Here is a 20,378-nt window from a genome sequence, read left to right as displayed (position 1 = left end):
AGCGCTACGGGTACGAACTGTCCATCCTTCCCGCCTCACGCCCTGTTCGTGTTACTGAGTCTATTTTCCATATATTATATTAACCAGTATCGCATAGAAAAAAGGCGTAAATGTTGGTCAGGTACGTACCTTTAATACCATTGCTGAGACCATACAGACCATGAGCAATTCGCAAGCCTACGACGAAGTCACTGTCACCTCGGACGGCGTGACAGTGACCAAACGGTTCGAGGCGGACGAATTCCCTGTGCCCGCGATTGCGTTCAATCTCACTTCGCGTCGGTCCGTTCCGGTGACGGTCAGACTGGTCGACACCGTCCCGGAAGACGTGGCCGTCGAGGACCTCGGCTTCCACCCCGAGTACGGCAGCGAGTACTGGGACATCAACGAGGACCGGATCGCCTTCGAGAAGGAACTCGAACCCGAAGCCGACTACACGACCGTCTACGGTATCCGTGCGACGGGCACCGACGACGTCGAGAAGTTCCTGACGGAGCCGGAAATCGAGACCGTCCACCCGTCCCTGGACGAGGACGAGGAGGACCTCGTCGGTGGCGGCGACGACGCTGTTCGGGACGTCATCGCCGGCGACGCCGACAGCGTTCCCGGCCTCGAAGACGAGGACGACGAGGACATCGAGACGCTGGACCTCTCGGACCCGAACAACCCGGACGCAAGCGTCGAACCCCCTGCCGAGAGCAACGCCGCACCGGCGGACTCCGAGGTGCAGTCCGGCGCTGTCGTCGCGACGATGGCACAGGAGATCCGCGAGCAGAACGTCTCCCCGGAAGACGTGAAACTCCTCAAGCGCGCACTTGACGCCGTCTCCGAGGATGACAACGATACCAGCGGCGTCAACGACGCCCGGATCCAGCGCATCCAGAGCGACATCGCGGACCTCCGTGCGTACACCGACGCGCTCGAAGAGTTCCTCGAAGAGAACGGGACCGGCGAGGACATGATCGAAGAGTTCAGCGAGCGCCTCGGTTCCTTCGAAGAGACGCTGGACGGGTTCGAAGACGAGATCCGGTCGGCGACAGAGACGGCTACCGCCGCCTCCGACCAGGTCGACGAACTTTCCGAGGAAGTCGAGAACGTGGAAGGACAGCTCGACGACCTCGAAGACGACATCGAAGCAGTCCGCGAGGAGATTGGCGAGGGCGAACTCGCCGACCGGATCGACGAAACCGAATCGGAGATAGAAGAGCTCCAAGAGTGGCGCGAACAGCTGTCGTCGGTTATCGGCGGCGGCGACTAACCGAACTCGTTTTACCGGTCCCCCGTCTGTGCCTGCATAATGACGACGACGAGAGTGGCCGTGCCGCGCAAGGGTCGGCCCCTCGAAGCAGTGCTGGAGCGACTCGCCGGGCGCACGGGGACCACCGACCTGGCCGACGAGATCATCTCGACGCTTCGCTACGAGAAAGCCGTCACCAAAGGCAAGCAGGACGCGGTCGCCGACGTGTACCATCGCATCAGCGACTACTCCTCGCTCGACGACCCGTCTAAGCCGGAGTACACGCTGCTGCGGGACGACCGTGACGGGATGCCGCGACGGATCGTCTTCGACAGCGTCACCGTCCCGACAGAACACGGCGACGTTCAGCTGGTCGGTCGCGAGGAGCCGTTCCGGGCGCTCCGGACCCACGAGTTCGCGCTCGGGTTCGACAGTGCCGACCTCGTCCTCGAAGAGGTCGTCCAGCTTCGGGACGACCCGCTGACCGCCATCCACGAGATCAACGACCGCATCGATCCGCTGGACACGGACGTTCGCGTCGTGACCGGGCTGGGCGATACGGTGTATCACACGCTGCTAGCGACGCCGGCCGTCATGGACTCACAGGACGGCCCCCTCGACCGGGCATTCGTCGCCAACTACGAGGGCGACCTCTGCATCTCACCGCGCTACGAGCGGCTCGTCGAAGCCGTCCTCGGGACGAGCGCGCTCGATGGCGTCTCGTTTACGTATCCGACGGAGGGCGGCGAAGAGGAAGCGGACATCGCGGCGACCGGCCTTGGCGTCTACCTCACCGTCACGGGGTCGACCGCGCGCGACCACGGCCTCGAACTCGGCGAACGGCTGTTCCCCAGCGAGACCGTGCTGCTCGAGAACGCCCACGAGCGCACCGAGACGACGAAACAGGTCGCCAGTCTGTTCGAGGAACCCGAAGAAACGGCGCTACAGTCGATTTAAAACGGGTTTCAGAGACGCCGCCGCTCGATAAGCTTCGCAGCGATGCCGACGGGCACGACGACCCACGCGACGAGCGCCGCGGCGACCATAGGGGTGGTCAGCCCGGCCTGCGCGAGAACGCTCCCGAAGCCGCCGGCGACCACGTCCACCTGCGAGAGCGCGAGCACGCGGAAGCAGTCCACAGGGTTGAGCAGTATCGCGGCGGCGATAGCGCCGGACCCGAGGTCGAACCCCGCGATCGCCCCCAGTGCGACCAGGTCGTGCAACAGCGCGACCCACAGCCAGATAGCCAGTGCGGCCCCGAGCGCGTGAGTTTTCGTCCGTGCGACCGTCGAGACCAGCACCGCCACGCCCAGCATCGCACAGGCGGTCAGCACAGCAGCGAGGGCGACGGTCGCGTACTGGCCGACGCTGGCGATCCCGATGTACCGGACGGTCAACAGCGCGCCGGGAACGAAGCCCAGCAACATCGCGCCGGACAGCACCGCCGCCCGACCGATGGCGGTACCCACGACGACACGCCCTTTCGTCACCGGAAGCGCGAGCAGGAGTTCCAGCGAGCCGCGTTCGTCGGCCCCGACGATGGCGTCGTAGCCGACCGCAAGCGCCGTCAGCGGCACGAGGTAGACGCCCAGTTCCGCGATGGTCGCCACGACCGCGTCGAAGCGACCCGGACCGACCGAACTCGCGCCGAACTGAACGACCGCGGCGGTAAAGAGACCGAACAACAGCGCCACGCCGAGCGCCCATCGGCTTCGGACGGCCAGCCGGTACTCCCGGCGAGCGATAGTGAGTAGGCTGCTGTCGGCAAGCCGGGCGAGCGCGGAGTCGTCGGTCGCGGCTGCGGTCGCGTTCCGCTCGGTGCCGCCGTCGTGTAACCGAGTGGCTGGAGCGTCAGCCGCGACGACCCCGCCGTCGGGGGTCGGGTCGGCCGAGGATTCGCCGTCGCTCATACCGGCTCACCTCCCGAGTCCTCGGTCGCTATCGGGCGCGTGCCATCGCCGCTGTGATCACTCCCACTCACAGCCTCATGGAACGCGGCTTCGAGGCCGGGTTCGCGGACCTCGAAGCGGTCGAGGTCGTACCCCTCACCGACGGCGGTCAGCAGGTCGTAGGCGTCGGTCGGCGTGGTCCGTGCCGTCACGTCCGCGCCGGCGCGGGCGACGCTGGCCGCTGCTTCGGAATCCTGCAACTCGGCTGCCGCATCGCTTGCATCCCCTTCGGACGCAAGCGACAGCGACACTGTTACCTCGTCGGCGGCAGCGCGGCGAAGCTCCTCGACCGGTCCGGCAGTCGCCACCTGTCCGTCGGCGATGATGACTGCCTCCGAGCAGAGCCGCTGGATCTCCCCGAGCGCGTGCGAGGAGAAGACGATAGTCACGTCGGTTTCGGCCGCCAGGGACTCCACGACCTCGTGGAACGCCCGGATGCCGTCGGGGTCCAGCCCCGCGGTCGGTTCGTCGAGTATCAGTACGGCCGGCTCGCCGACGAGCGCCGTGCCGAGCCCGAGTCGGCGGTTCATCCCGTTGGAGTAGCCGCCGACGCGGCGGTCCGCGGCGTCGGCGAGGCCGACGGTGTGGAGGATACGCTCGACGTGGTGCGCTCGCTCCGCGCTCGGTACCGAGCGCATCCGCGCGTGGAAGCGGAGTATCTCGCGGCCGGTCAGGCTCGGCGGGAAGCCGGCGTGTTCGGGCAGGTAGCGAACACGTTCGCGGACGGTGGTCCCGGCGGTCGGGTCCGCGCCGGCGACGGAGACGCTGCCCTCGTCGGGTCGGTTCAATCCGGCGAGCAGTTTGAACAGGGTCGTCTTGCCGGCACCGTTCGTGCCGAACACGCCGAGGGTCGCCCCCTGTTCGACGGACAGACTCAGTCCGTCAAGCGCCTGCACATCGCCGTAAGCTTTCGATACGTCGTCGACATCAATCACGTTCATAGTAGCTCCTCCAGTTCTCGTGGGGTGGTTCGGTGAGCGGGCGGGCATCGACCACGCCGGGCGACTGGACGACCGGCACGGACGACTCGGCCAGCCGAACGGCGTCGAAGGCCGGGCTGCTGGCGAACACCCGCGCGGCGGGCTTCTCTGCAGTGACCTGCTGAACGGTCCCGGCCGGCTGATAGCGGGTGTCGCCGATGCCGTCGTCGTCAACGTCCGTCGGGTTCGCCCGGGACCAGTAGTTCCCGACGCTCTCGTTCCAGTGGACCTGATCGCTCATCACCGCCAGCACCGGTCGGTTGTTACGGATGAAACTGTTCTCCGTCACAGTGCCGTCGGTGCTGCCCGCGGCGATGTGGACGCCCACGTCGTTGCCGACGACGAGATTGCCGACGATGCGGTTGCTGACGGAGTTGTAGACGAACAGTCCGTTTTCGTTGTCGACGAGGTGGTTGCCCCGGATATCCGTGTCGTCGATGCTCTTGACGAGGATGCCGTGGCCGGACTGCCCGCTGTTGTTGACCGCGACGTTGTCCTCGATGACGAGGTGTTTCGACACCATCAGCGCGTACCCGACGTCGTTGTCGAAGGCGGTGTTGTCCCGCAGGTGGCAGTCGTCGGAGTACATGTAGTGGACCCCGTACCGGAGGTCCCACATGGTGTTGCCGGTCGCGTTCACGTCTTTCGCCCAGTTGTAGTAGAGCCCGTCCCGGACGGTGGTGATGTCGTTGTTCCGGATGACGCTGTCTTCGGTCTTCCAGATCTGGATGCCGTTGCCGCGCTCGGTCAACTGCCGTATCTCCTCGCGGCCGGCGATGGTGTTGTTGCGGATCTCGGTGTTGTCGACGCCGTCGAGCCAGATCCCGAAGGTCATGTCGGTCACGCGGCTGTCGCGGACGGTGACGTCGCTGGCGTTGACGAATATTGCGGCGTCGTTCGTCGCCGTGCTGTAGCCGCTGTTGCGGATCCAGAGGCCCGTGACGGTAACGCCTTGCGCTTCGACGGCAAGCACGTCGCCCTCACCGTCGCCGTGCAGCAGCGCCGACCCGGGGCCGCTCCCGGCCAGCGTGACGTTCGGCGTGGTGACGACGACAGTCTCGTCGAAGCGACCGTCAAGTGTGATAGTTTCACCGGGGTCAGCGGCGTCGACCGCCGCCTGCGCGCTGTCGTACGTCTCGCCGTCGACTGTCGCGGTGCCGTCGGCCGACGGGGCGCTGAACGAGTCGGTGTCGGGCACGTCAGGGTCGAAGGCGAGATCGTCGCGGGCGTCGTCGGATTCGCCGGCACTTGCCATGCCGACGGCGACGACCGACAGCACGAGCAGGACCGCAGTACCGATGGCGAACGCGCGCTCGAAATCGTGGGACAGTGGGCTCATGGGCGGGTTCCTGTTTGGTCGGATTCGGCCGCGGTGGTCGTCGGGCGGTGCGGGGCGTCCTCCTCGTCGTCGGTGTCGCCGTCACGCCCGAGGCGGTCCCGAACAGCGTCGGGAAGCCCGGTCAGCCCCCCGCGCAGTCGGGCCGGAAGTTCGCTGAACGTCGCCGCCTGGTCGCGGTAGTAGTACGAAACCGCGAGCAGTCCGACGGCCGTGGCGGCCATGTACGCGCCGAGGCCGAACCGGGAGACGCTGGTGATGTTGGCGACCTGGTACTGGCCCCACAGCGGCGGCGTGAAGCCGTCGACGCCCATCACCGGCGCACCAGGATCGAGCGTGTGGCCGGCCTGCCAGAGTCGGTACTGGATATCGGCCAGCATCACGGTGAACACCAGCACGGTTCCGCCGAATTGGTATTTCAGGCCGCGCTTGAGCTTCTCGGTGGTCGGTGCGATTGCGACGAACACCGACAGCAGCGAGACGCCGATGAACGCGACCGGTCCCAGTGACCACTCGGGCACCTTGATAGCGTTCTCGTGGACGGGGTAGTTTGGCTCGATCAGCACCGGGTCGGGGAAGTAGAACCCGACGTAGTGGTTCAGCCGCGCCATCTCGGTGAAGTCCCCGGTCAGGTGGGGGAAGGCGTACAGGGAGACGTGGAGCGTCGTACTGGGGTACTGGACCGCATCGACGCTAATTTGCCACATCGGGAACGCGAGCGCCGCGACGAACAGCAGCGCCGCTACCACGGGGAGGCCCCGTCGAATCTCGCGGAAATCGTCGAAAGTGGGTCGTTGCATGGCTGGACACCTCCGAAATGGGTTGTGGCGTTACCCCTCCGCCGGTTCGACGATCATCCGGCTGCGCATCTCCAGGTGCAGGGCGCTACAGAAGTACGTGCAGTAGATCCAGTACACGCCGGGGTCGTCAGCCGTGAACGTGACCTCGCGGGTGTCCTGCGGGGCCACGGCGTAGTTGATGTCGTGCTCGGGGATGGCAACGCCGTGGATGATGTCCTGCACGCCCTCGATGTTGGTCGTGGAGAGTTTCACCTCGTCGCCCTCCTGGACCGTGAAGTCCGGCAGGCCGAACTCCGAGCGCTTGGTCGTCATCTTCACGTGGACGCTGTTCTCGCCCGTGCGCTCGACGCCGGAGTCCTCCTCGGTGATGTACGTCTGGTCGTAGTCGTCCTTGTCGTAGACCTTCTTGGCGTCTATCTTGTCCTTGTGGGCGAACACGCAGTCGTGTGGCTCGGGATAGGCCGGATGGTCGGCGACCAGTTCCATCTCCTCCTCACCCTGCCCGATGTGGATGAGCTGGTCGTTGTCGGGCATAATCGGGCCGACCGGGAGGAACCGGTCTTTCGAGAGTTTGTTGAGGCTGACGAGCCACTCCCCGTCGGGATCGGTCGTCATCGCCTCGAGCGCCTGAATGTGCCCGGGGTTGTAGTGGACGTCTTGCTTCTCGATGATGGGGTCTTCGGATCCCTCTTCCGCTTCGACGGCCGCCTCTATGTCCCACTTGACCGCCTGGGAGTCGATGAACAGCGACGTGTAGGCGTGCCCGTTGCCGTCGAAGGTAGTGTGCAGCGGGCCGAGTCCGACGCGCGGTCGTCCGGCGACGACATCCTCCGGGTCCGAGGAATCGGCCAGCGCGTCGAGGTCGATCATCGTCACCGTCGGCGAGAGCTTCCCCGCGACGAAGGCGTAGTCGCCGTTCGGCCCGACCTCGACGCAGTGGGGACTCTTCGGCGTCGGGATGTACTTCACGATCGGACGGTCGCCCTGGTTGAGCGAACTCCCCTGCGTGCCGTCGACGACAGGGATGCCGTTTACCTCCTCGTAGTTGCCGTTCTCGACGGCCTGCTCGATGGCCGGGATGTCGAAGGCCTTGACGTTGTCCCGGTCATCCTTCGTCATACCCTGGATGTCGGTGGCCTCCTCGCTGTTGTACGCCGAGGAGATGGCCCACCGACCCTCTTTGCCGGTGTCGACGATGTCGAGGTTGCCGTCGACCTTGACCTGCCACTGGGTCTCCATCGACTCGGGATCGACGGCGACGAACAGCGACGTGTAGTTGTCCGGGTTCTTCGCGTCGGTCCCGTCGTTGGGGAGCGGCGCGCGGAACTCACCGTTGCCCAGCACGTACTTCGTGTCCGGTGAGAGGACACAACAGCCGTGGATGGCCTGCATGTTCGGGACATCCGTGATCGCGTCCGTCTCGAAGTACGTGAGGTTCACGCGGGCGATGCGGCCGTTGGCCTTGTCGTTGACGTACAGGTACTCGCCGTCGTAGTCGCCGTCCGTCTCCGAGAGGTTCGGGTGGTGGTTGTCACCCCAGCTGTAGCCGCCGCCCTCTTCGAGCAGTTCCTTGGTACCGTCGGTGAAGCCATAGCCCGACGCACAGTCGGTGTTGAACACCGGAATACGGGTGAGCTCCCGCATCGACGGGATGCCGATGACCCGTAGTTCGCCGGAGTGGCCACCGGACCAGAAGCCGTAGTACTCGTCGTGTTCGCCCGGCTCGACCGTGTGGCTTACGCTGCTTCCGGACTCCGTCGACTGGCTGCCAGCGCTGCCGTCGCCACCGCCGGTCAGCGCCGAACAGCCGGCGACGGAGCCCATCGCACCGGCGGCCACGCCGGCCTTCATGAAGTCCCGGCGGCCGAGCGAGAGGCCGGGCAGTCCCAGCGAAAGATCGTCTTCTTCAGCCGTTTCGTCCGGGGACTCGACCTCTGCCAGCACTGAGTCGAGCGTTTCTTCGTACTCTTCGAGCACCTCGTTCGGATCGCGTGGGGTTTCGTTCTTGCTCATATCAGATCACCTTGATTGTGCCGACCATCCCGTTCATCTCGTGTGGGATGCAGTAGTACTCGTACGTGCCCGTCGTCTCCAGCGTGACCTCGTAGCTCTCGCCCTCCGGGATGTTGCCCTCCTGTCCGTTGCTGTAGCCGTCTTTCGCGGCCTGCAGGGAGTCGAACCCGCCGGACGCGAAGTATCCGCGCCGTCGGGAATCTCGTCCTCGTAGGCTGTCACCGTGTGGCCGATGCTGCCGACGTTCTCGAAGGTGACCGTCGTGCCCGCCTCGACCTGGATTTTCTTCGGCTCGTATGCCAGTTCGTCCGTCATCTCGACGGTGCTCGTCTCGGTCCACTCCGAGCCGCTTCCGCCGTCGCTTGACTCGGTGTCGCCGCCGTCTGATCCGTCACTGCCGCTACCCGAGTCACCGACACCGCTACTGTCGGACTGGCCGCTCGATGAACAGCCAGCCAGGGCGATCCCAGCCGCGACGCCCAGACCACGTATGAATGTCCTACGCGTTTCCATGGTAGCTCACGGACGTAACTCGAACACCAACCTGTATATATAGGGAACCGGACTCTCATTTCGCAGGAAGCGGGGCGAATATGTTCGGCAGTGGATAGTGGCCCGCGTATTTCCACAGTCGGAATCCGGTGACTGTCGAACTGCCAGCCCGGGTCAGTCGGTACTAGCCGGCACAGGTCGCTACGAGGGGGCGTTCACAACTGTTTGCTCCGAGATGTCACAACGTCTATGCCGGGGCTGTAGTAGTACACGGGGTCATCCTCGGGCCGGGCGAACCCGTCGGCCCGCAGCAACGTATCGGTCTCGACAGTCGCCGCTGCCGGGTACAGCGTCCACGTATCGTGGCTGACATCAGTGTACCGGAGCGACCCGTCCGGAGCCTCGGCGTAAAACCGATAGCGTTCGACCAGGAACTCGGCCAGCGAATCCGCCGTTGACGGGAACGGGTCGCCCGTCGGCCAGTACGCCGCTTTGTACGCGCCGGGACGTGCCCCAGGGTGGTGCCGCCGGCTGTCGAACTGCACACGGCCGTTATGGAACTCCAGAGAAATGCGAGCGTAGTAGTACGGAAGATGATGGAATAGCCGCGCGCCGACGACACTCGCCAGTCCCTGTGCGTCGAGGCTGAAGAAGTAGACGCTGGGGACGCCATCGCGGGTGACGTACGTCCGGACGTTGATCTCCGGGAGCCGGATACCGAGCGACCGCGGGACCCCTTTCGGACGGACGGCGACGTTGGTAAACGGGACGACAGAGAGCCACGCTGCCCCGTCGTACCGGTCGGCTTCGAGCGACGGCGGGAGATGTGAATCCATCAGTTCGGGGTCGACCGGCCAGTTCTCGAACAGCAACTGCCGCCAGCCCATCTCCAGGGGGAGGACCATACGCCCGGATTCGAGCCGTAGCGAGAAGAGTCTCCTGTTGGAGGATGTCGCACATGTGTACGCGTGCGGGGTCTACGGTTCTGAGATGGTCCAACGCGGCGTGGATTGTTCCGAGATGATCCAACGCGGCGTGGGCTTCCAGTAGCTCAGCTGTCCACAGACTCCTGTAACCGCGCGAGACTGGTCAACACCGGGTACGTCCAGAGTTGCTCTTCGTACATGTACGTACAGAACTCGTGGGTCTCGAACCGGTGAACGCTGGAATGCAGTTGCTCCTGGCGCTCTTCCAGAAGCGCTGTAACGTCGTTCTGGAACGTCTCGCGGTACCACTCCGGCACGACTGTGCTGTCGAGCGTATCGATGATTTCTTCGAGGCGGCCCTGGTACTCCTGCATCGACTCCTGTTCGATTCTGACAGCGCGGTCTAGCGAGGCCCGCTCGTCGATTGCTTGCTCGACTGCGCCGGCCAGCGAGCGCTTGAGCGGCGGCGAAAACCCGACGTTCGTCCCAGAGTGAAACAGCGCCGCGTAGTCCGGCCCGAACTCGATGGCGACGTTCTCCACCAGCGATTCGTCGTACACCGACTCGTAGTGATCGACAGCGAGAACCGTATCAGCGTAGGCGTCACGAAGCGCGTCGACGGGATCGGAAGCGGACTGTCGGCTCGGCGTGCCGACGGGGGAGGAGGGCTGTTCGGCGGGGTCGACGGCACGCAGACGCTGGAGGAAGTCCTCGAGACCGTCTCGCTCGGCCACAAGCTCTGTATGCTCCGTATCAAGCACAGTGAGAGCCGTCTCTACCGGCTCGAGGATGTGGTCTCGCCATGTATGCAGGAACCACTGCGTGCCGTCCTGCGCAGGCGTCGTTGACATGCTAGTGTATCGTCCGGTAACAACAATAAGTGTTTTAGTTACCGGACAACACCGCTGTGTTCTGGACCGTTATTTATATACTCTCGGTGCGACAGCAGTGGCGCTTCCAGGGTGTGTCGTGCGGTTTCGATCTATTGAGAGGTCCGGTGCCTGCAGATCATCGGCTGGTTCCGGGAAACGACTCTCGCATACTCCGGCTATCTATCAATGTGTACTATTTGGAATTGTACATGGTGGCTAAACACGACTTCTGGCCAAAATAGACATCTATGGCTTTATATCTCCTAATTTTGATTCTATATTGGGTTTCTATATGTATATATGGTGTGAATGAGGCTAAATAATTCGGAGGGGCGCACTTCCTTCACTCGAAGTGCATACTTAGCGACGTTTCGATTTCCAGTAATTCTGTAAGCGATCAGTCGGGGGCCTGACTGTGCTTGTCTCTTTTATCGGTCAGTCCGTCGCGACCGAGCTGCTGTTCTGGTCGCTCATGTCCCACATCCCGGTTTTTAAATAATGACGGCGATTCTACTCGGATAATGACCAAGGACGCCCACACACAAAACGCCGGCCGGCGGATACAGTCCGTCGAGAACGCTTGCGAGATCATCGACGCCGTCCAGCAGTCACACAGTGCGACGCTGCAGGAACTGAGCCAGCGAATCGAGCTCTCACAGGGAACGCTGCACACGTATCTGGCAACGCTGACCGACTGTGGCTTTCTCACGAAGGACGACGACACGTACCAGCTCGGCTTTCGGTTCGTCACGATGGGTGAACACGTCCGCAACGAGACGGAGCTTTACACTGCCGGTCAGGAGGAAGTGGACAAACTGGCCGATAAATCCGGCGAGTACGTCCATCTGGTCGTCGAAAACGACGGCCGCGAGGTGGCTATCTACGAGCGCCGGGGCGAACACGCCGTCGGGATGGACTATCACCTCCAGTTGCGGGAGGCACCACAGCACCTCCACGACAGCGCCTCGGGGAAGGCAATCCTCTCCTGTCTCCCGGCCGACCGCGTCGACGAGATTATCGACCGCGAGGGTCTGTCGCGCCAGACGCAGCACACGATCACGGACCGAGAGGCGCTCCGCGAGGAACTGGAAACCATCCAGGACCGGGGCTATGCGACGAACGACGAGGAAGAGATCCGGGGCCTCCGGGCAGTCGGTGCGCCGATCCTGGACAACGACGGGAGCGTCGTCGGCGCAGTCAGCGTGACTGCACCGACCAGCCGTCTGAAGGGCGACCGCTTCGACACCGAAATCCCCGAGATGGTGATGGAGGCCGCGAACCTCATCGAAGTCAACCTCGAAATGACCTCCTTCGACCGGGGCACGTGAGAGCAGCGTGGCGGAGGCGTCACGACGAGGCCGGCATCTGCCATCGCAACCGCCGACTACACGACCGAACCATCTACGGTCACGTGATTCGGCTACCTCAAATCGCGGCTGCGCTCCAGCGGCGATGAGCCGGGACGCTCGACCGCTGCGCCAGCCGCGATAACAGTCGTACCATCGTTAGTATCTGTCCGTGAACGCGAGCCAGACCAGCTACCCCTCCGTATGGACAGTCTACTGCGGGATGTCGCGAGGCTGTCCCCGTAGTGGGGAAAGACACCTGTAGAGGAAGTCACCGCTGTGTCGCCGCCGTTCCTTTTGAGATAATCAAAGCATTGGCGGGAGAATTCACAGCACTTCGGCCGCCGTGTTCCGTTAAAAAGCCTCACAAGGACGTATCCGACACTGCTTCGCCGGTACATCGGGGCCGCTTCTACATTGACAATATCAAATCTCCCTCACCGCTATTTGCCTATTTCGTGGGGTAACCATTGGCTTTAGCGGCGCAGAACTTGTTTTACACGCTCTTCGTTGCTTTCGCTGATTTCAAAACAGATCCGCCGCGAACACTCCCAAATATTTATTAACAACACCGCTATTGGTGCGGATACACTGTCACACCCCAGCCGTCGGATGCTGACAGTCGCTGCGGAAACAGCGTGCCGACCACTGAGCGTACTGCTCCCGGCAGCATCGCGTCCCTGTCGGGAGCGGGCGTCCGTGACGGCACCCACAGCCGGATCCACCAGCAAATCATGAGCACACAAAAGGAGCCGACAGCGCAAGTGCCAGACGAGGACGAATCGCCAATCGAGACTGCCCGCCACCAGTTAGAGCGGGCGGCCCAGCACCTCGACCTATCCGAGGGCCTGCTTGAGCAGCTCCGCCATCCTTCGAAAACCGTCGAGGTGTCCGTCCCGATCCGCCGAACCGATGGAAGCGTCGAGGTGTTCGACGGCTATCGCGTCCAGCACTTCGAGGTCAGGGGGCCGTACAAGGGCGGCATGCGCTATCATCCCAGTGTCTCCGCCCAGGAGTGTACGGCCCTGGCGATGCTGATGACGTGGAAGTGCGCGGTGATGGACCTCCCCTTCGGCGGCGCGAAGGGCGGGATCGTCGTCGACCCGTCGGAACTCAACGCACAGGAGACCGAGCAACTGACCCGTCGGTTCGCCGAGGAGCTCCGCGAGGTCGTCGGGCCGACGAAGGACATCCCCGCGCCGGATATGGGCACCGACGAACAGACCGTCGCCTGGTTCATGGACGCCTACTCGATGCAGGAAGGCGAGACGGTCCCCGGCATCGTCACCGGGAAACCGACGGCCGTCGGCGGAACACGTGGGCGCGAGGCGGCACCCGGTCGGAGCGTCGCCATCGTCGCCCGCGAAGCGCTCGACTACTACGACGCCACCATCGAGGGAGCGACCGTCGCCGTCCAGGGCTTCGGTGCCGTCGGCGCGAACGCCGCCCGCCTCCTCGACTCCTGGGGCGGCTCCGTCGTCGCTGTAAGCGACGTCGACGGCGGTATCTACGACGAATCCGGCCTCGACGTCTCGTCGATTCCCGCCGACGGTGACGACCACGGCCGGATACAGGACGTTGACGCACCACGCCGGATCTCCAACGCCGAACTGCTGGAACTCGACGTCGACGTCCTCATCCCCGCGGCGGTCGGGAACGTCCTGACTGGGGACAACGCCGCGGACGTACAGGCGAACATCGTCGTCGAAGGGGCAAACGGCCCAACTACGACAGCCGCTGACGCCGTGTTCGAGGAGCGGGGGATCCCCGTGATTCCGGATATCCTCGCCAACGCCGGCGGTGTCACCGCCAGCTACTTCGAGTGGCTCCAGCACATCAACCGCCGGAGCTGGTCCCGCGAGGAGGTCAACGAGGAACTCGAAGCCGAGATGCTCGACGCCTGGGACGCCCTCCGGGGAGAGGTCGAAGACCGCGGTGTCACGTGGCGGACGGCCGCCTACATCGTCGCGCTCTCCCGGATCGGAGACGCTATGAACGCCCGCGGGCTATGGCCGTAGCAACGGATGTCGCTGCAATCCACACACTCGCGAGACCACAGTCGTCCCGTGCCACCCGTCTCGGTGCTCGGTGTCCCGTTCGACCTCGGTGCCGACCGGTTCGGCGTCGACATGGGACCCTCGGCGATTCGCTACGGCGGCCTCGGTGATGCGCTCGATACGGCCGGCATCGATTACACCGACGTCGGTGACCTGTCGCTGCCGTCGCTCCGGACACAGCCAGCGCCCCCCGACAGCGGTGCGAAGCATCTCGACGCCATCGCGGAGATGACCGACACGCTCGCGGACCGAGTGGCGACGGAAATCGCCGACGGGAGCGTCCCACTCGTGTTAGGGGGTGACCACTCCATCGCGATGGGGACCATGCGGGGCGCGGCCCAGGGAGCCGAAATCGGCGTCGTCTGGTTCGACGCCCACGGCGACTACAACACCCCGACCAGTTCGCCCAGCGGCAACGTCCACGGCATGCCGCTTGCGGCCGCCCACGGCTACGGTGACTTCGCCGAGAAACCGTGGGCTACCGCCCCGAACGTCGCCGAGGAGAACACTGTCATCGTGGGGGCGCGCAGCCTCGACGCCGACGAGCGCGCGGTTCTGCGGGAGAGCGAGATAACCGTCTTTACGATGGCCGACATCGACAGGCGGGGTATCGGCGCTGTCACGGACGACGCACTCAGCATCGCCACCGACGGCGTCGATGGGATCCACGTCAGCCTCGACCTCGACTGGCTCGACCCGGAGGACGCACCGGGTGTCGGGACGCCGGTCCCCGGTGGCGTCACGTACCGGGAAGCACACACCGCGATGGAACGGGTCGCCGACCGCGACGCCGCCGAATCGGTGCTGCGCTCGCTCGATGTCGTCGAGGTCAATCCCATCCTCGACCGGTGCAACAAGACCGGCGAACGGGCTGCCGAACTCGCCGCGAGCGCGTTCGGCAAGCGGATTCTGTAGGCCGGGTTCGAACCGCGGCAAACGACCCGGAGGGATGACCGCCGTGCGGTCTCGGAACACAGTGATTTATTACCAATGATTACTAATATGCTAGCATGGACCGTGATACCGTAGAGCCGCGTGTCGATACCTTGCCGGGCCCACGGAGCAGCGAGTGGGTCGAGTACCACCACGAGACCGCCGCGCCGAGCACGTACGTGTACGATTTCGTCTGGGACATCACTGAAGACGCCATCGGGCCGTTCTGTACCGACGCGGACGGCAACGTCCTGCTGGATTTCACCAGCCACGTCGCCGCGTCGCCGCTCGGGTACAACAACCCGAAAGTGCTCGACCGCGCCGACGAGTTCGACATGGTCGACCCGCTGAAGATCGCTGGCCAGGACTTCTACGTCAGCACCGGCGGCTCGCCCGACGAAACGTCGCTGCCCGGGCCTGCCCATCTGATGAATAAACTGACGGAGATATCCAGTCACTACGGCTTCGACACCGTCTTCCTCTCGAACTCCGGTGCCGAGGCCGTCGAGAACGCGATGAAGATCTGCTACGACAACTGCGAGACGCCCAAGTACGGCATTACCTTCGACGGCGCGTTCCACGGTCGGACCCTCGGCGCGCTCTCGCTGAACCGCTCGAAGTCGGTCTACCGACGGAAGTTCCCCGAACTCAGCGGGATTCACGACGTCGAGTACTCCGAGGCCGGGGTCGAACGCCTCCGGGCGAAACTCGACGCGGACACCGGCCACATCCCGCCGGAGGAGGTCGCGTTCCTGATCCTGGAGCCGATACAGGGCGAAGGCGGCTATCACGTCCCGAGCCCCGAGTTCCTCTCGGCCGTCGACGACCTCTGCCGGGAGCACGACATCCCGATCATCGCCGACGAGATCCAGTCCGGGGTCGGCCGAACGGGCGAGATGTGGGCCGTCGACCACTACGACATCGAACCGGACGTCATCACCAGCGCGAAAGCGCTCCGGGTCGGGGCGACCGTCTCTCGGTCGGACATCTTCCCGTCGGAAACGTCGCGGCTCTCCTCGACGTGGGGGGCTGGCGACATCCTGGGCTCGATGCGGGGCGCGCTGACACTCGCCGCTATCGAGGACCACGACCTGCTGGACAACGCCACCGAGAAGGGGACGTACTTCCTCGACCGTCTCCGCGATATCTCGGCGGACCGCCAACTGGTCGAGGACGTGCGCGGCCTCGGCCTGATGACCGCCCTGGAGTTCGATACGGCCGACCGCCGCGACGCCGTGATGGAAACCGCGCTCCAGCACGGCCTGCTGACGCTCGGCTGTGGGCAGAAATCCCTCCGACTGCTCCCGCCGCTTGACGTCACCGAGCGCGAACTTGAACTCTGTCTCGACATCCTCGAATCGGTGTTTACCGAGGTTGCAGACCCTGTTGCGTCGGCCTGACTGTCGCGACTTCTGCGGTAACCGAAATGTTAAAATATGATTGATTCGACTGTGGGACTATGCCACGAGAGGCACACGTAGACAGACGGAGGTACCTGCAGGTAATCGGTGGGACCGTCGCGACGCTTTCGGTCGCCGGCTGTCAATCGGGCAGCGGCGATACCCAGACGCTCACTGCGGGGACAGCACCGGGGTTTCCCCCGTTCGAGATGAAGCAGGACGGCGAACTCGTCGGCTTCGACATCGAACTGCTGGAAGCCGTTATCGCGGCGACGGAGTACGATCTGAGCGGCTGGGAGGAACTGGAGTTCAAATCACTTATTCCGGCGCTGAACAACGGGAACGTCGACGTCGTCGCTGCGGGCATGACGATCAACGACGACCGGAAGGAAGCGATCGACTTCTCCGATCCGTACTACAGTTCGGACCAGGCAATCGTCGTCCGCGAGAGCGGGTCGTTCTCGCCGTCGTCGCTCGACGACCTCTCTGGCGCGACAGTCGGCGCACAGAAGGGGACGACCGGCGAATCCGTGATCAAAGACCAGCTCATCGAAGCGGGCACGATTCCGGAGTCGAACTACAACGCGTACGGCAACTACGTGCTCGCCGTCGAAGATCTGCTGAACCAGAACGTCGATGTCATCATCATCGACGTCCCCGTCGCCAACTCCTTCGTGGCGGATCGTTCGATCGAGTCCGCGTTCGTCCACGAAACCGGCGAGCAGTTCGGCTTTGGCGTCCAGTCCGGCAACGACGAACTCACGGGTGCGCTCAACAGCGGGCTCACCGCGGTCGAGGACGACGGGACGTACCGGGACCTGACCGAGAAGTGGTTCGGACAGAAGTGAGGCCATGGCAGCAACCCTACTCCAGACCGCCGACTGGCTGTTCGTCGTCGATAACCTCGGGCTGTTGGTCGGCGGAGCCGCTGTCACCATCGCACTTACAGCCGCTAGCATCCTCCTCGGGTTCGTCGTCGGGTTCCCGGCCGGTGCCATCGAGGTGTACGGCTCGGACAGTGCCCGGCGGTTGGTCGAACAGGTCGGGGTCGTCCTCCGCGGAACGCCGCTTCTGGTCATCATCATGCTCCTGTACTTCGGCCTGTCAATCTCCAGTAGCGCGTTCGTCACGGCGGTTGTCGCGCTCGGCCTTCGCAGCGCCGCCTATCAGTCTCAGATCTTCCGCGGCGCGCTCCAGAGCGTCGACGACGGACAGCTGGAAGCGGCACGCGCCGTCGCGATGTCGCGGTTCGAAGCGATCCGCCACGTCGTCGTTCCCCAGGCGCTCCGCCGGAGCGTGCCGGGGTTCCAGAACGAGTTCACCATCGTCCTCAAGGACACGAGCATCGCCATCGTCATCGGCATCGGCGAACTGCTGACGACCGGTCAGAACCTCTACGAGGGCGGACAGTCGACCGCGGCACTCGAGATATTCCTCGTCGTCAGTCTCGTTTACTTCGTGCTGACGTTCGCGACGAACCGGTCGCTCGACAGACTCAGCGACTACTACGCGGTACCGGAGGGAACGACATGACACAGCCACTACTCTCAATCGACGACCTGCACAAGTCCTACGGGAGCGAAGACGTACTGGAAGGCGTGGGCCTGGAGATGGACCAGGGCGACGTGACAGTCCTCATCGGCCCTAGCGGTTCGGGCAAATCCACGCTACTCAGGTGTGTAAATCGACTGACCGAGATCAACAGCGGCCGGATCGCCCTGGATGGGCAGGACGTGACCGGGCCGGACACTGACGTCAACGAACTGCGAAAGCAGGTCGGCATGGTGTTCCAGGACTTCAACCTCTTTGCGCATCTGACCGCGCTTGAGAACGTCACACTCGGGCCGCGAAAAGTCCTGGGCATGGACGCTGCTGACGCCGAGGCGGCCGGGCGGACCCATCTCGAACAGGTCGGATTACTGGAGCAAGCGGATTCCTACCCCGCTGAGCTCTCCGGCGGGCAGAAACAGCGCGTCGGCATCGCGCGCGCACTCGCAATGGACCCGGAACTGTTGCTGTTCGACGAACCGACCAGCGCGCTCGACCCCGAACTCGTCGGCGAGGTCGTCGAGGTGATGCGCGACCTCGCAGCGGAGGGCATCACGATGCTCGTGGTCAGTCACGAGATGGATTTCGCCCGGTCGGCCGCGTCGGATATCGTGTTCCTCGACGACGGTGAGATCGTCGAACACGGCCCGCCGGAGCAACTGTTTCAGAACCCGACTGCGGACCGGACCGAACAGTTCCTGAGCAGGCTGCACGCCCACGAGGAGACGCCATGAGCACGGCCGAGTCGACGACGTCACCGAATCCGGGGCTCCGTGACCGCGTCGAAACGGTCGTGCGTGTTCGCCCGCTCACGGTGGGCCTGGCACTGTTCTGGGCGTGGGTTCTCGCTCGCTGGATCACTGATTTCGTTCTCGCAGGGGTCCTCGGGGTTGATCGCGGTACGCCGTTTGTTCCGGCGGCCCCGTTTCTGGCAGGCGCGGACAGCGTCGCGTCGCTTGCCGCGTCGGTCGGCGTCGCCGGCGCACCGTTAGTGTGGCTCGCTGGGACGCTCCGGTTCGCCGCCGACGCGACGACGTACCTGCCGTCTCTGGCACACGGTATCTGGACGACCGTCCTCCTCACAGTGTTCAGTGTCTGTCTGGGGTTCACGCTGGCGCTCCCGCTCAGCGTCGTCCGCGTGTACGGGGGACGGTGGGCCCGCTGGCTCGCGCTGTCGTACACAGAACTCATCCGCGGGACCCCGCTGCTCGCCCAGTTGTTCGTGCTTTACTTCGCGACCTCGCTGACGGAGGTTCTCAGAGGCGTCCCGGGGGTCGGTGTCGGTTTCGTCCCGGCACAGGCGTTCTGGGTCGCCGTCATCAGTTTCACGCTGAACAGCGCCGCCTACCAGTCCGAATACCTGCGTGCGTCACTCGAATCAGTCGACGGCGGGCAGTTGACCGCTGCACGCGCTATCGGGCTCTCGAAGCTCGAAGGGATCCGGTACGTCGTCGTTCCACAGGGCCTCCGGCTCGCGCTCCCCAGTTGGACGAACGAACTCGTGTACCTCATCAAGTACTCCTCGCTGGCGAGTTTCATCACTGTGCAAGAGCTGTACGGCCGGACGAGTACCCTCGCTAACGAGACGTACCAGTACACGGCGCTTTTCGTGTTGGTGGCGATACTGTACCTGGCCCTGGTCGTGTCGGCATCGGCACTGATGGACCGTGTCGAATCACACACGGCAACTGCCGGTGTCGGACACACCAGACAATGACCGCTCTCTCACCCCCTCCGACCAACCATTCCATCATATCCCATGAGTCAGACTGACAACGCCGGCTCACGGCTCACGCTAGATCTGTGGCACCCGAACTGCTGGGCAATCGAAGCAACCGATCGCACTGACGGCGGCATCCTTGCACACACGGTCCACCAGAGTACCCAGTCGTCGACGGAATCGGTCAACGGCGTGTTTACAGCGTACGGGGACACCAGGTCGGCTGTCGAGGACTGCCTCGACGCAGTGCGTGCGTCACCCCATGCCGGGGAGATACGGGAACTCCAGGCACGTGTCGGGCACGAGCGCGACGCGCCGGGGACCGTCGTCAGGCAGTTCCTGTTAGAGTACGACCCGGACGAGTTAGTCTGCCCGATACTCCTCGAACACGGGTTCGTCCACAGCGCGCCCGTTCGCATCGAAGACGGCCGCGAACGGTGGCAAGTGAGTTTCACCCGAGCGCGGCCCGAAATCCAGTCCGCACTCGATGCCGTCGAAACTGACGCCGACGCCGACGTGTCTGTCGAGTCCATCGTCACGCCGGACAGTGATTCTGAACGGCCTGTGACGGACCTGCGAACCGACTCGCTAACGCCGGCCCAGCGGCGTGCTTTCGAAGCGGCACGCGAGGCAGGCTACTACCAGTGGCCGCGCGGGATTTCGGTTCGCGAACTCGCCTCCCAGATGGATCTCTCGAAGACCACCCTCCTTGAACATCTCCGAACGGCTGAATCGAAGCTCCTGGACCCTGAGTAGCCCTAAAAGGACA

At 64.1% G+C, this 20,378-nt stretch carries 18 protein-coding genes and 1 pseudogene; 11 read left to right on the top strand and 8 right to left on the bottom strand.

Features of this window, described 5'->3' with window-relative positions:
• The first annotated feature begins 160 nt into the window (after nucleotides 1–160).
• Nucleotides 161–1,258 (top strand): zinc ribbon domain-containing protein, encoded by a 1,098-nt coding sequence (locus ACY9XZ_RS12985; RefSeq protein WP_463457438.1) that lies wholly within the window; start codon nucleotides 161–163, stop codon nucleotides 1,256–1,258.
• 39 nt (nucleotides 1,259–1,297) lie between these two features.
• On the top strand, nucleotides 1,298–2,194 hold the full coding sequence (locus tag ACY9XZ_RS12980) for a hypothetical protein (RefSeq protein ID WP_463457437.1): 897 nt from the start codon (nucleotides 1,298–1,300) through the stop codon (nucleotides 2,192–2,194).
• 8 nt (nucleotides 2,195–2,202) lie between these two features.
• Here ACY9XZ_RS12980 and ACY9XZ_RS12975 read toward each other — a convergent pair whose 3' ends face one another.
• The 8 genes and pseudogenes from ACY9XZ_RS12975 to ACY9XZ_RS12940 form a co-directional block, all read right to left on the bottom strand.
• A complete protein-coding gene (locus ACY9XZ_RS12975; protein WP_463457436.1) occupies nucleotides 2,203–3,147 on the bottom strand; it encodes an ABC transporter permease in 945 nt (314 codons plus the stop codon).
• Complete coding sequence (locus ACY9XZ_RS12970) at nucleotides 3,144–4,127, bottom strand: ABC transporter ATP-binding protein (RefSeq protein WP_463457435.1); 984 nt, start codon at nucleotides 4,125–4,127, stop codon at nucleotides 3,144–3,146. The genes ACY9XZ_RS12975 and ACY9XZ_RS12970 overlap by 4 nt, the downstream gene beginning before the upstream one ends.
• Nucleotides 4,114–5,505, bottom strand: a complete 1,392-nt coding sequence (nosD, locus tag ACY9XZ_RS12965) for a nitrous oxide reductase family maturation protein NosD (RefSeq protein ID WP_463457434.1) — start codon at nucleotides 5,503–5,505, stop codon at nucleotides 4,114–4,116. Before nosD ends, ACY9XZ_RS12970 begins: the two co-directional genes overlap by 14 nt.
• A complete protein-coding gene (locus tag ACY9XZ_RS12960; RefSeq protein WP_463457433.1) occupies nucleotides 5,502–6,302 on the bottom strand; it encodes a hypothetical protein in 801 nt (266 codons plus the stop codon). Before ACY9XZ_RS12960 ends, nosD begins: the two co-directional genes overlap by 4 nt.
• Before the next feature lie 30 nt (nucleotides 6,303–6,332).
• Nucleotides 6,333–8,315 carry a TAT-dependent nitrous-oxide reductase gene (gene nosZ / locus ACY9XZ_RS12955; RefSeq protein WP_463457432.1) on the bottom strand — a complete coding sequence of 661 codons (1,983 nt, stop codon included), beginning with the start codon at nucleotides 8,313–8,315 and terminating at the stop codon, nucleotides 6,333–6,335.
• A 1-nt stretch (nucleotide 8,316) separates the two neighbouring features.
• Nucleotides 8,317–8,828 (bottom strand): annotated as a pseudogene (locus ACY9XZ_RS12950) (plastocyanin/azurin family copper-binding protein).
• 194 nt (nucleotides 8,829–9,022) lie between these two features.
• Nucleotides 9,023–9,712: a YqjF family protein gene (locus ACY9XZ_RS12945; protein ID WP_463457431.1), complete on the bottom strand. Its 690-nt coding sequence runs from the start codon at nucleotides 9,710–9,712 to the stop codon at nucleotides 9,023–9,025.
• A 146-nt stretch (nucleotides 9,713–9,858) separates the two neighbouring features.
• The gene (locus ACY9XZ_RS12940) at nucleotides 9,859–10,584 is read right to left on the bottom strand and encodes a DUF7260 family protein (protein WP_463457430.1); all 726 of its coding nucleotides are present in this window, start codon (nucleotides 10,582–10,584) and stop codon (nucleotides 9,859–9,861) included.
• Nucleotides 10,585–11,126: 542 nt separating this feature from the next.
• On the opposite strand from ACY9XZ_RS12940, the gene ACY9XZ_RS12935 reads away from it, so the two are divergent.
• The 9 genes from ACY9XZ_RS12935 (at nucleotide 11,127) to ACY9XZ_RS12895 (ending at nucleotide 20,365) form a co-directional block, all read left to right on the top strand.
• Nucleotides 11,127–11,933, top strand: a complete 807-nt coding sequence (locus ACY9XZ_RS12935) for an IclR family transcriptional regulator (protein ID WP_463457429.1) — start codon at nucleotides 11,127–11,129, stop codon at nucleotides 11,931–11,933.
• Nucleotides 11,934–12,685: 752 nt separating this feature from the next.
• Complete coding sequence (gene gdhB, locus ACY9XZ_RS12930) at nucleotides 12,686–13,969, top strand: glutamate dehydrogenase GdhB (protein ID WP_463457488.1); 1,284 nt, start codon at nucleotides 12,686–12,688, stop codon at nucleotides 13,967–13,969.
• Between the two features lie 6 nt (nucleotides 13,970–13,975).
• Nucleotides 13,976–14,923, top strand: coding sequence for an arginase (gene rocF / locus ACY9XZ_RS12925; RefSeq protein ID WP_463457428.1), 948 nt, complete (start codon nucleotides 13,976–13,978; stop codon nucleotides 14,921–14,923).
• A gap of 95 nt (nucleotides 14,924–15,018) precedes the next feature.
• The gene (locus ACY9XZ_RS12920) at nucleotides 15,019–16,341 is read left to right on the top strand and encodes an aminotransferase class III-fold pyridoxal phosphate-dependent enzyme (RefSeq protein WP_463457427.1); all 1,323 of its coding nucleotides are present in this window, start codon (nucleotides 15,019–15,021) and stop codon (nucleotides 16,339–16,341) included.
• Nucleotides 16,342–16,400: 59 nt separating this feature from the next.
• Nucleotides 16,401–17,189 carry a basic amino acid ABC transporter substrate-binding protein gene (locus tag ACY9XZ_RS12915; protein ID WP_463457426.1) on the top strand — a complete coding sequence of 263 codons (789 nt, stop codon included), beginning with the start codon at nucleotides 16,401–16,403 and terminating at the stop codon, nucleotides 17,187–17,189.
• Between the two features lie 4 nt (nucleotides 17,190–17,193).
• Nucleotides 17,194–17,874: an amino acid ABC transporter permease gene (locus ACY9XZ_RS12910; protein WP_463457425.1), complete on the top strand. Its 681-nt coding sequence runs from the start codon at nucleotides 17,194–17,196 to the stop codon at nucleotides 17,872–17,874.
• A complete protein-coding gene (locus ACY9XZ_RS12905) occupies nucleotides 17,871–18,623 on the top strand; it encodes an amino acid ABC transporter ATP-binding protein (RefSeq protein WP_463457424.1) in 753 nt (250 codons plus the stop codon). The genes ACY9XZ_RS12910 and ACY9XZ_RS12905 overlap by 4 nt, the downstream gene beginning before the upstream one ends.
• Nucleotides 18,620–19,606, top strand: coding sequence for an amino acid ABC transporter permease (locus ACY9XZ_RS12900; RefSeq protein ID WP_463457423.1), 987 nt, complete (start codon nucleotides 18,620–18,622; stop codon nucleotides 19,604–19,606). The genes ACY9XZ_RS12905 and ACY9XZ_RS12900 overlap by 4 nt, the downstream gene beginning before the upstream one ends.
• A 42-nt stretch (nucleotides 19,607–19,648) precedes the next feature.
• Complete coding sequence (locus ACY9XZ_RS12895) at nucleotides 19,649–20,365, top strand: helix-turn-helix domain-containing protein (protein WP_463457422.1); 717 nt, start codon at nucleotides 19,649–19,651, stop codon at nucleotides 20,363–20,365.
• Nucleotides 20,366–20,378: the final 13 nt, after the last annotated feature.

It is taken from the genome of Haloarcula sp. HT12, assembly GCF_055271655.1.
This window is presented reverse-complemented; position numbering and strand designations above follow the sequence as displayed.

What these genes read in the sequence shown, in the direction of transcription:
- ACY9XZ_RS12985 (WP_463457438.1), top strand. Translation starts at nt 161, where the DNA reads ATGAGCAATTCGCAAGCCTACGACGAAGTCACTGTCACCTCGGACGGC.
- ACY9XZ_RS12980 (WP_463457437.1), top strand. Translation starts at nt 1,298, where the DNA reads ATGACGACGACGAGAGTGGCCGTGCCGCGCAAGGGTCGGCCCCTCGAA.
- ACY9XZ_RS12975 (WP_463457436.1), bottom strand. Translation starts at nt 3,147, where the DNA reads ATGAGCGACGGCGAATCCTCGGCCGACCCGACCCCCGACGGCGGGGTC.
- ACY9XZ_RS12970 (WP_463457435.1), bottom strand. Translation starts at nt 4,127, where the DNA reads ATGAACGTGATTGATGTCGACGACGTATCGAAAGCTTACGGCGATGTG.
- nosD (WP_463457434.1), bottom strand. Translation starts at nt 5,505, where the DNA reads ATGAGCCCACTGTCCCACGATTTCGAGCGCGCGTTCGCCATCGGTACT.
- ACY9XZ_RS12960 (WP_463457433.1), bottom strand. Translation starts at nt 6,302, where the DNA reads ATGCAACGACCCACTTTCGACGATTTCCGCGAGATTCGACGGGGCCTC.
- nosZ (WP_463457432.1), bottom strand. Translation starts at nt 8,315, where the DNA reads ATGAGCAAGAACGAAACCCCACGCGATCCGAACGAGGTGCTCGAAGAG.
- ACY9XZ_RS12945 (WP_463457431.1), bottom strand. Translation starts at nt 9,712, where the DNA reads ATGGTCCTCCCCCTGGAGATGGGCTGGCGGCAGTTGCTGTTCGAGAAC.
- ACY9XZ_RS12940 (WP_463457430.1), bottom strand. Translation starts at nt 10,584, where the DNA reads ATGTCAACGACGCCTGCGCAGGACGGCACGCAGTGGTTCCTGCATACA.
- ACY9XZ_RS12935 (WP_463457429.1), top strand. Translation starts at nt 11,127, where the DNA reads ATGACCAAGGACGCCCACACACAAAACGCCGGCCGGCGGATACAGTCC.
- gdhB (WP_463457488.1), top strand. Translation starts at nt 12,686, where the DNA reads ATGAGCACACAAAAGGAGCCGACAGCGCAAGTGCCAGACGAGGACGAA.
- rocF (WP_463457428.1), top strand. Translation starts at nt 13,976, where the DNA reads ATGTCGCTGCAATCCACACACTCGCGAGACCACAGTCGTCCCGTGCCA.
- ACY9XZ_RS12920 (WP_463457427.1), top strand. Translation starts at nt 15,019, where the DNA reads ATGGACCGTGATACCGTAGAGCCGCGTGTCGATACCTTGCCGGGCCCA.
- ACY9XZ_RS12915 (WP_463457426.1), top strand. Translation starts at nt 16,401, where the DNA reads ATGCCACGAGAGGCACACGTAGACAGACGGAGGTACCTGCAGGTAATC.
- ACY9XZ_RS12910 (WP_463457425.1), top strand. Translation starts at nt 17,194, where the DNA reads ATGGCAGCAACCCTACTCCAGACCGCCGACTGGCTGTTCGTCGTCGAT.
- ACY9XZ_RS12905 (WP_463457424.1), top strand. Translation starts at nt 17,871, where the DNA reads ATGACACAGCCACTACTCTCAATCGACGACCTGCACAAGTCCTACGGG.
- ACY9XZ_RS12900 (WP_463457423.1), top strand. Translation starts at nt 18,620, where the DNA reads ATGAGCACGGCCGAGTCGACGACGTCACCGAATCCGGGGCTCCGTGAC.
- ACY9XZ_RS12895 (WP_463457422.1), top strand. Translation starts at nt 19,649, where the DNA reads ATGAGTCAGACTGACAACGCCGGCTCACGGCTCACGCTAGATCTGTGG.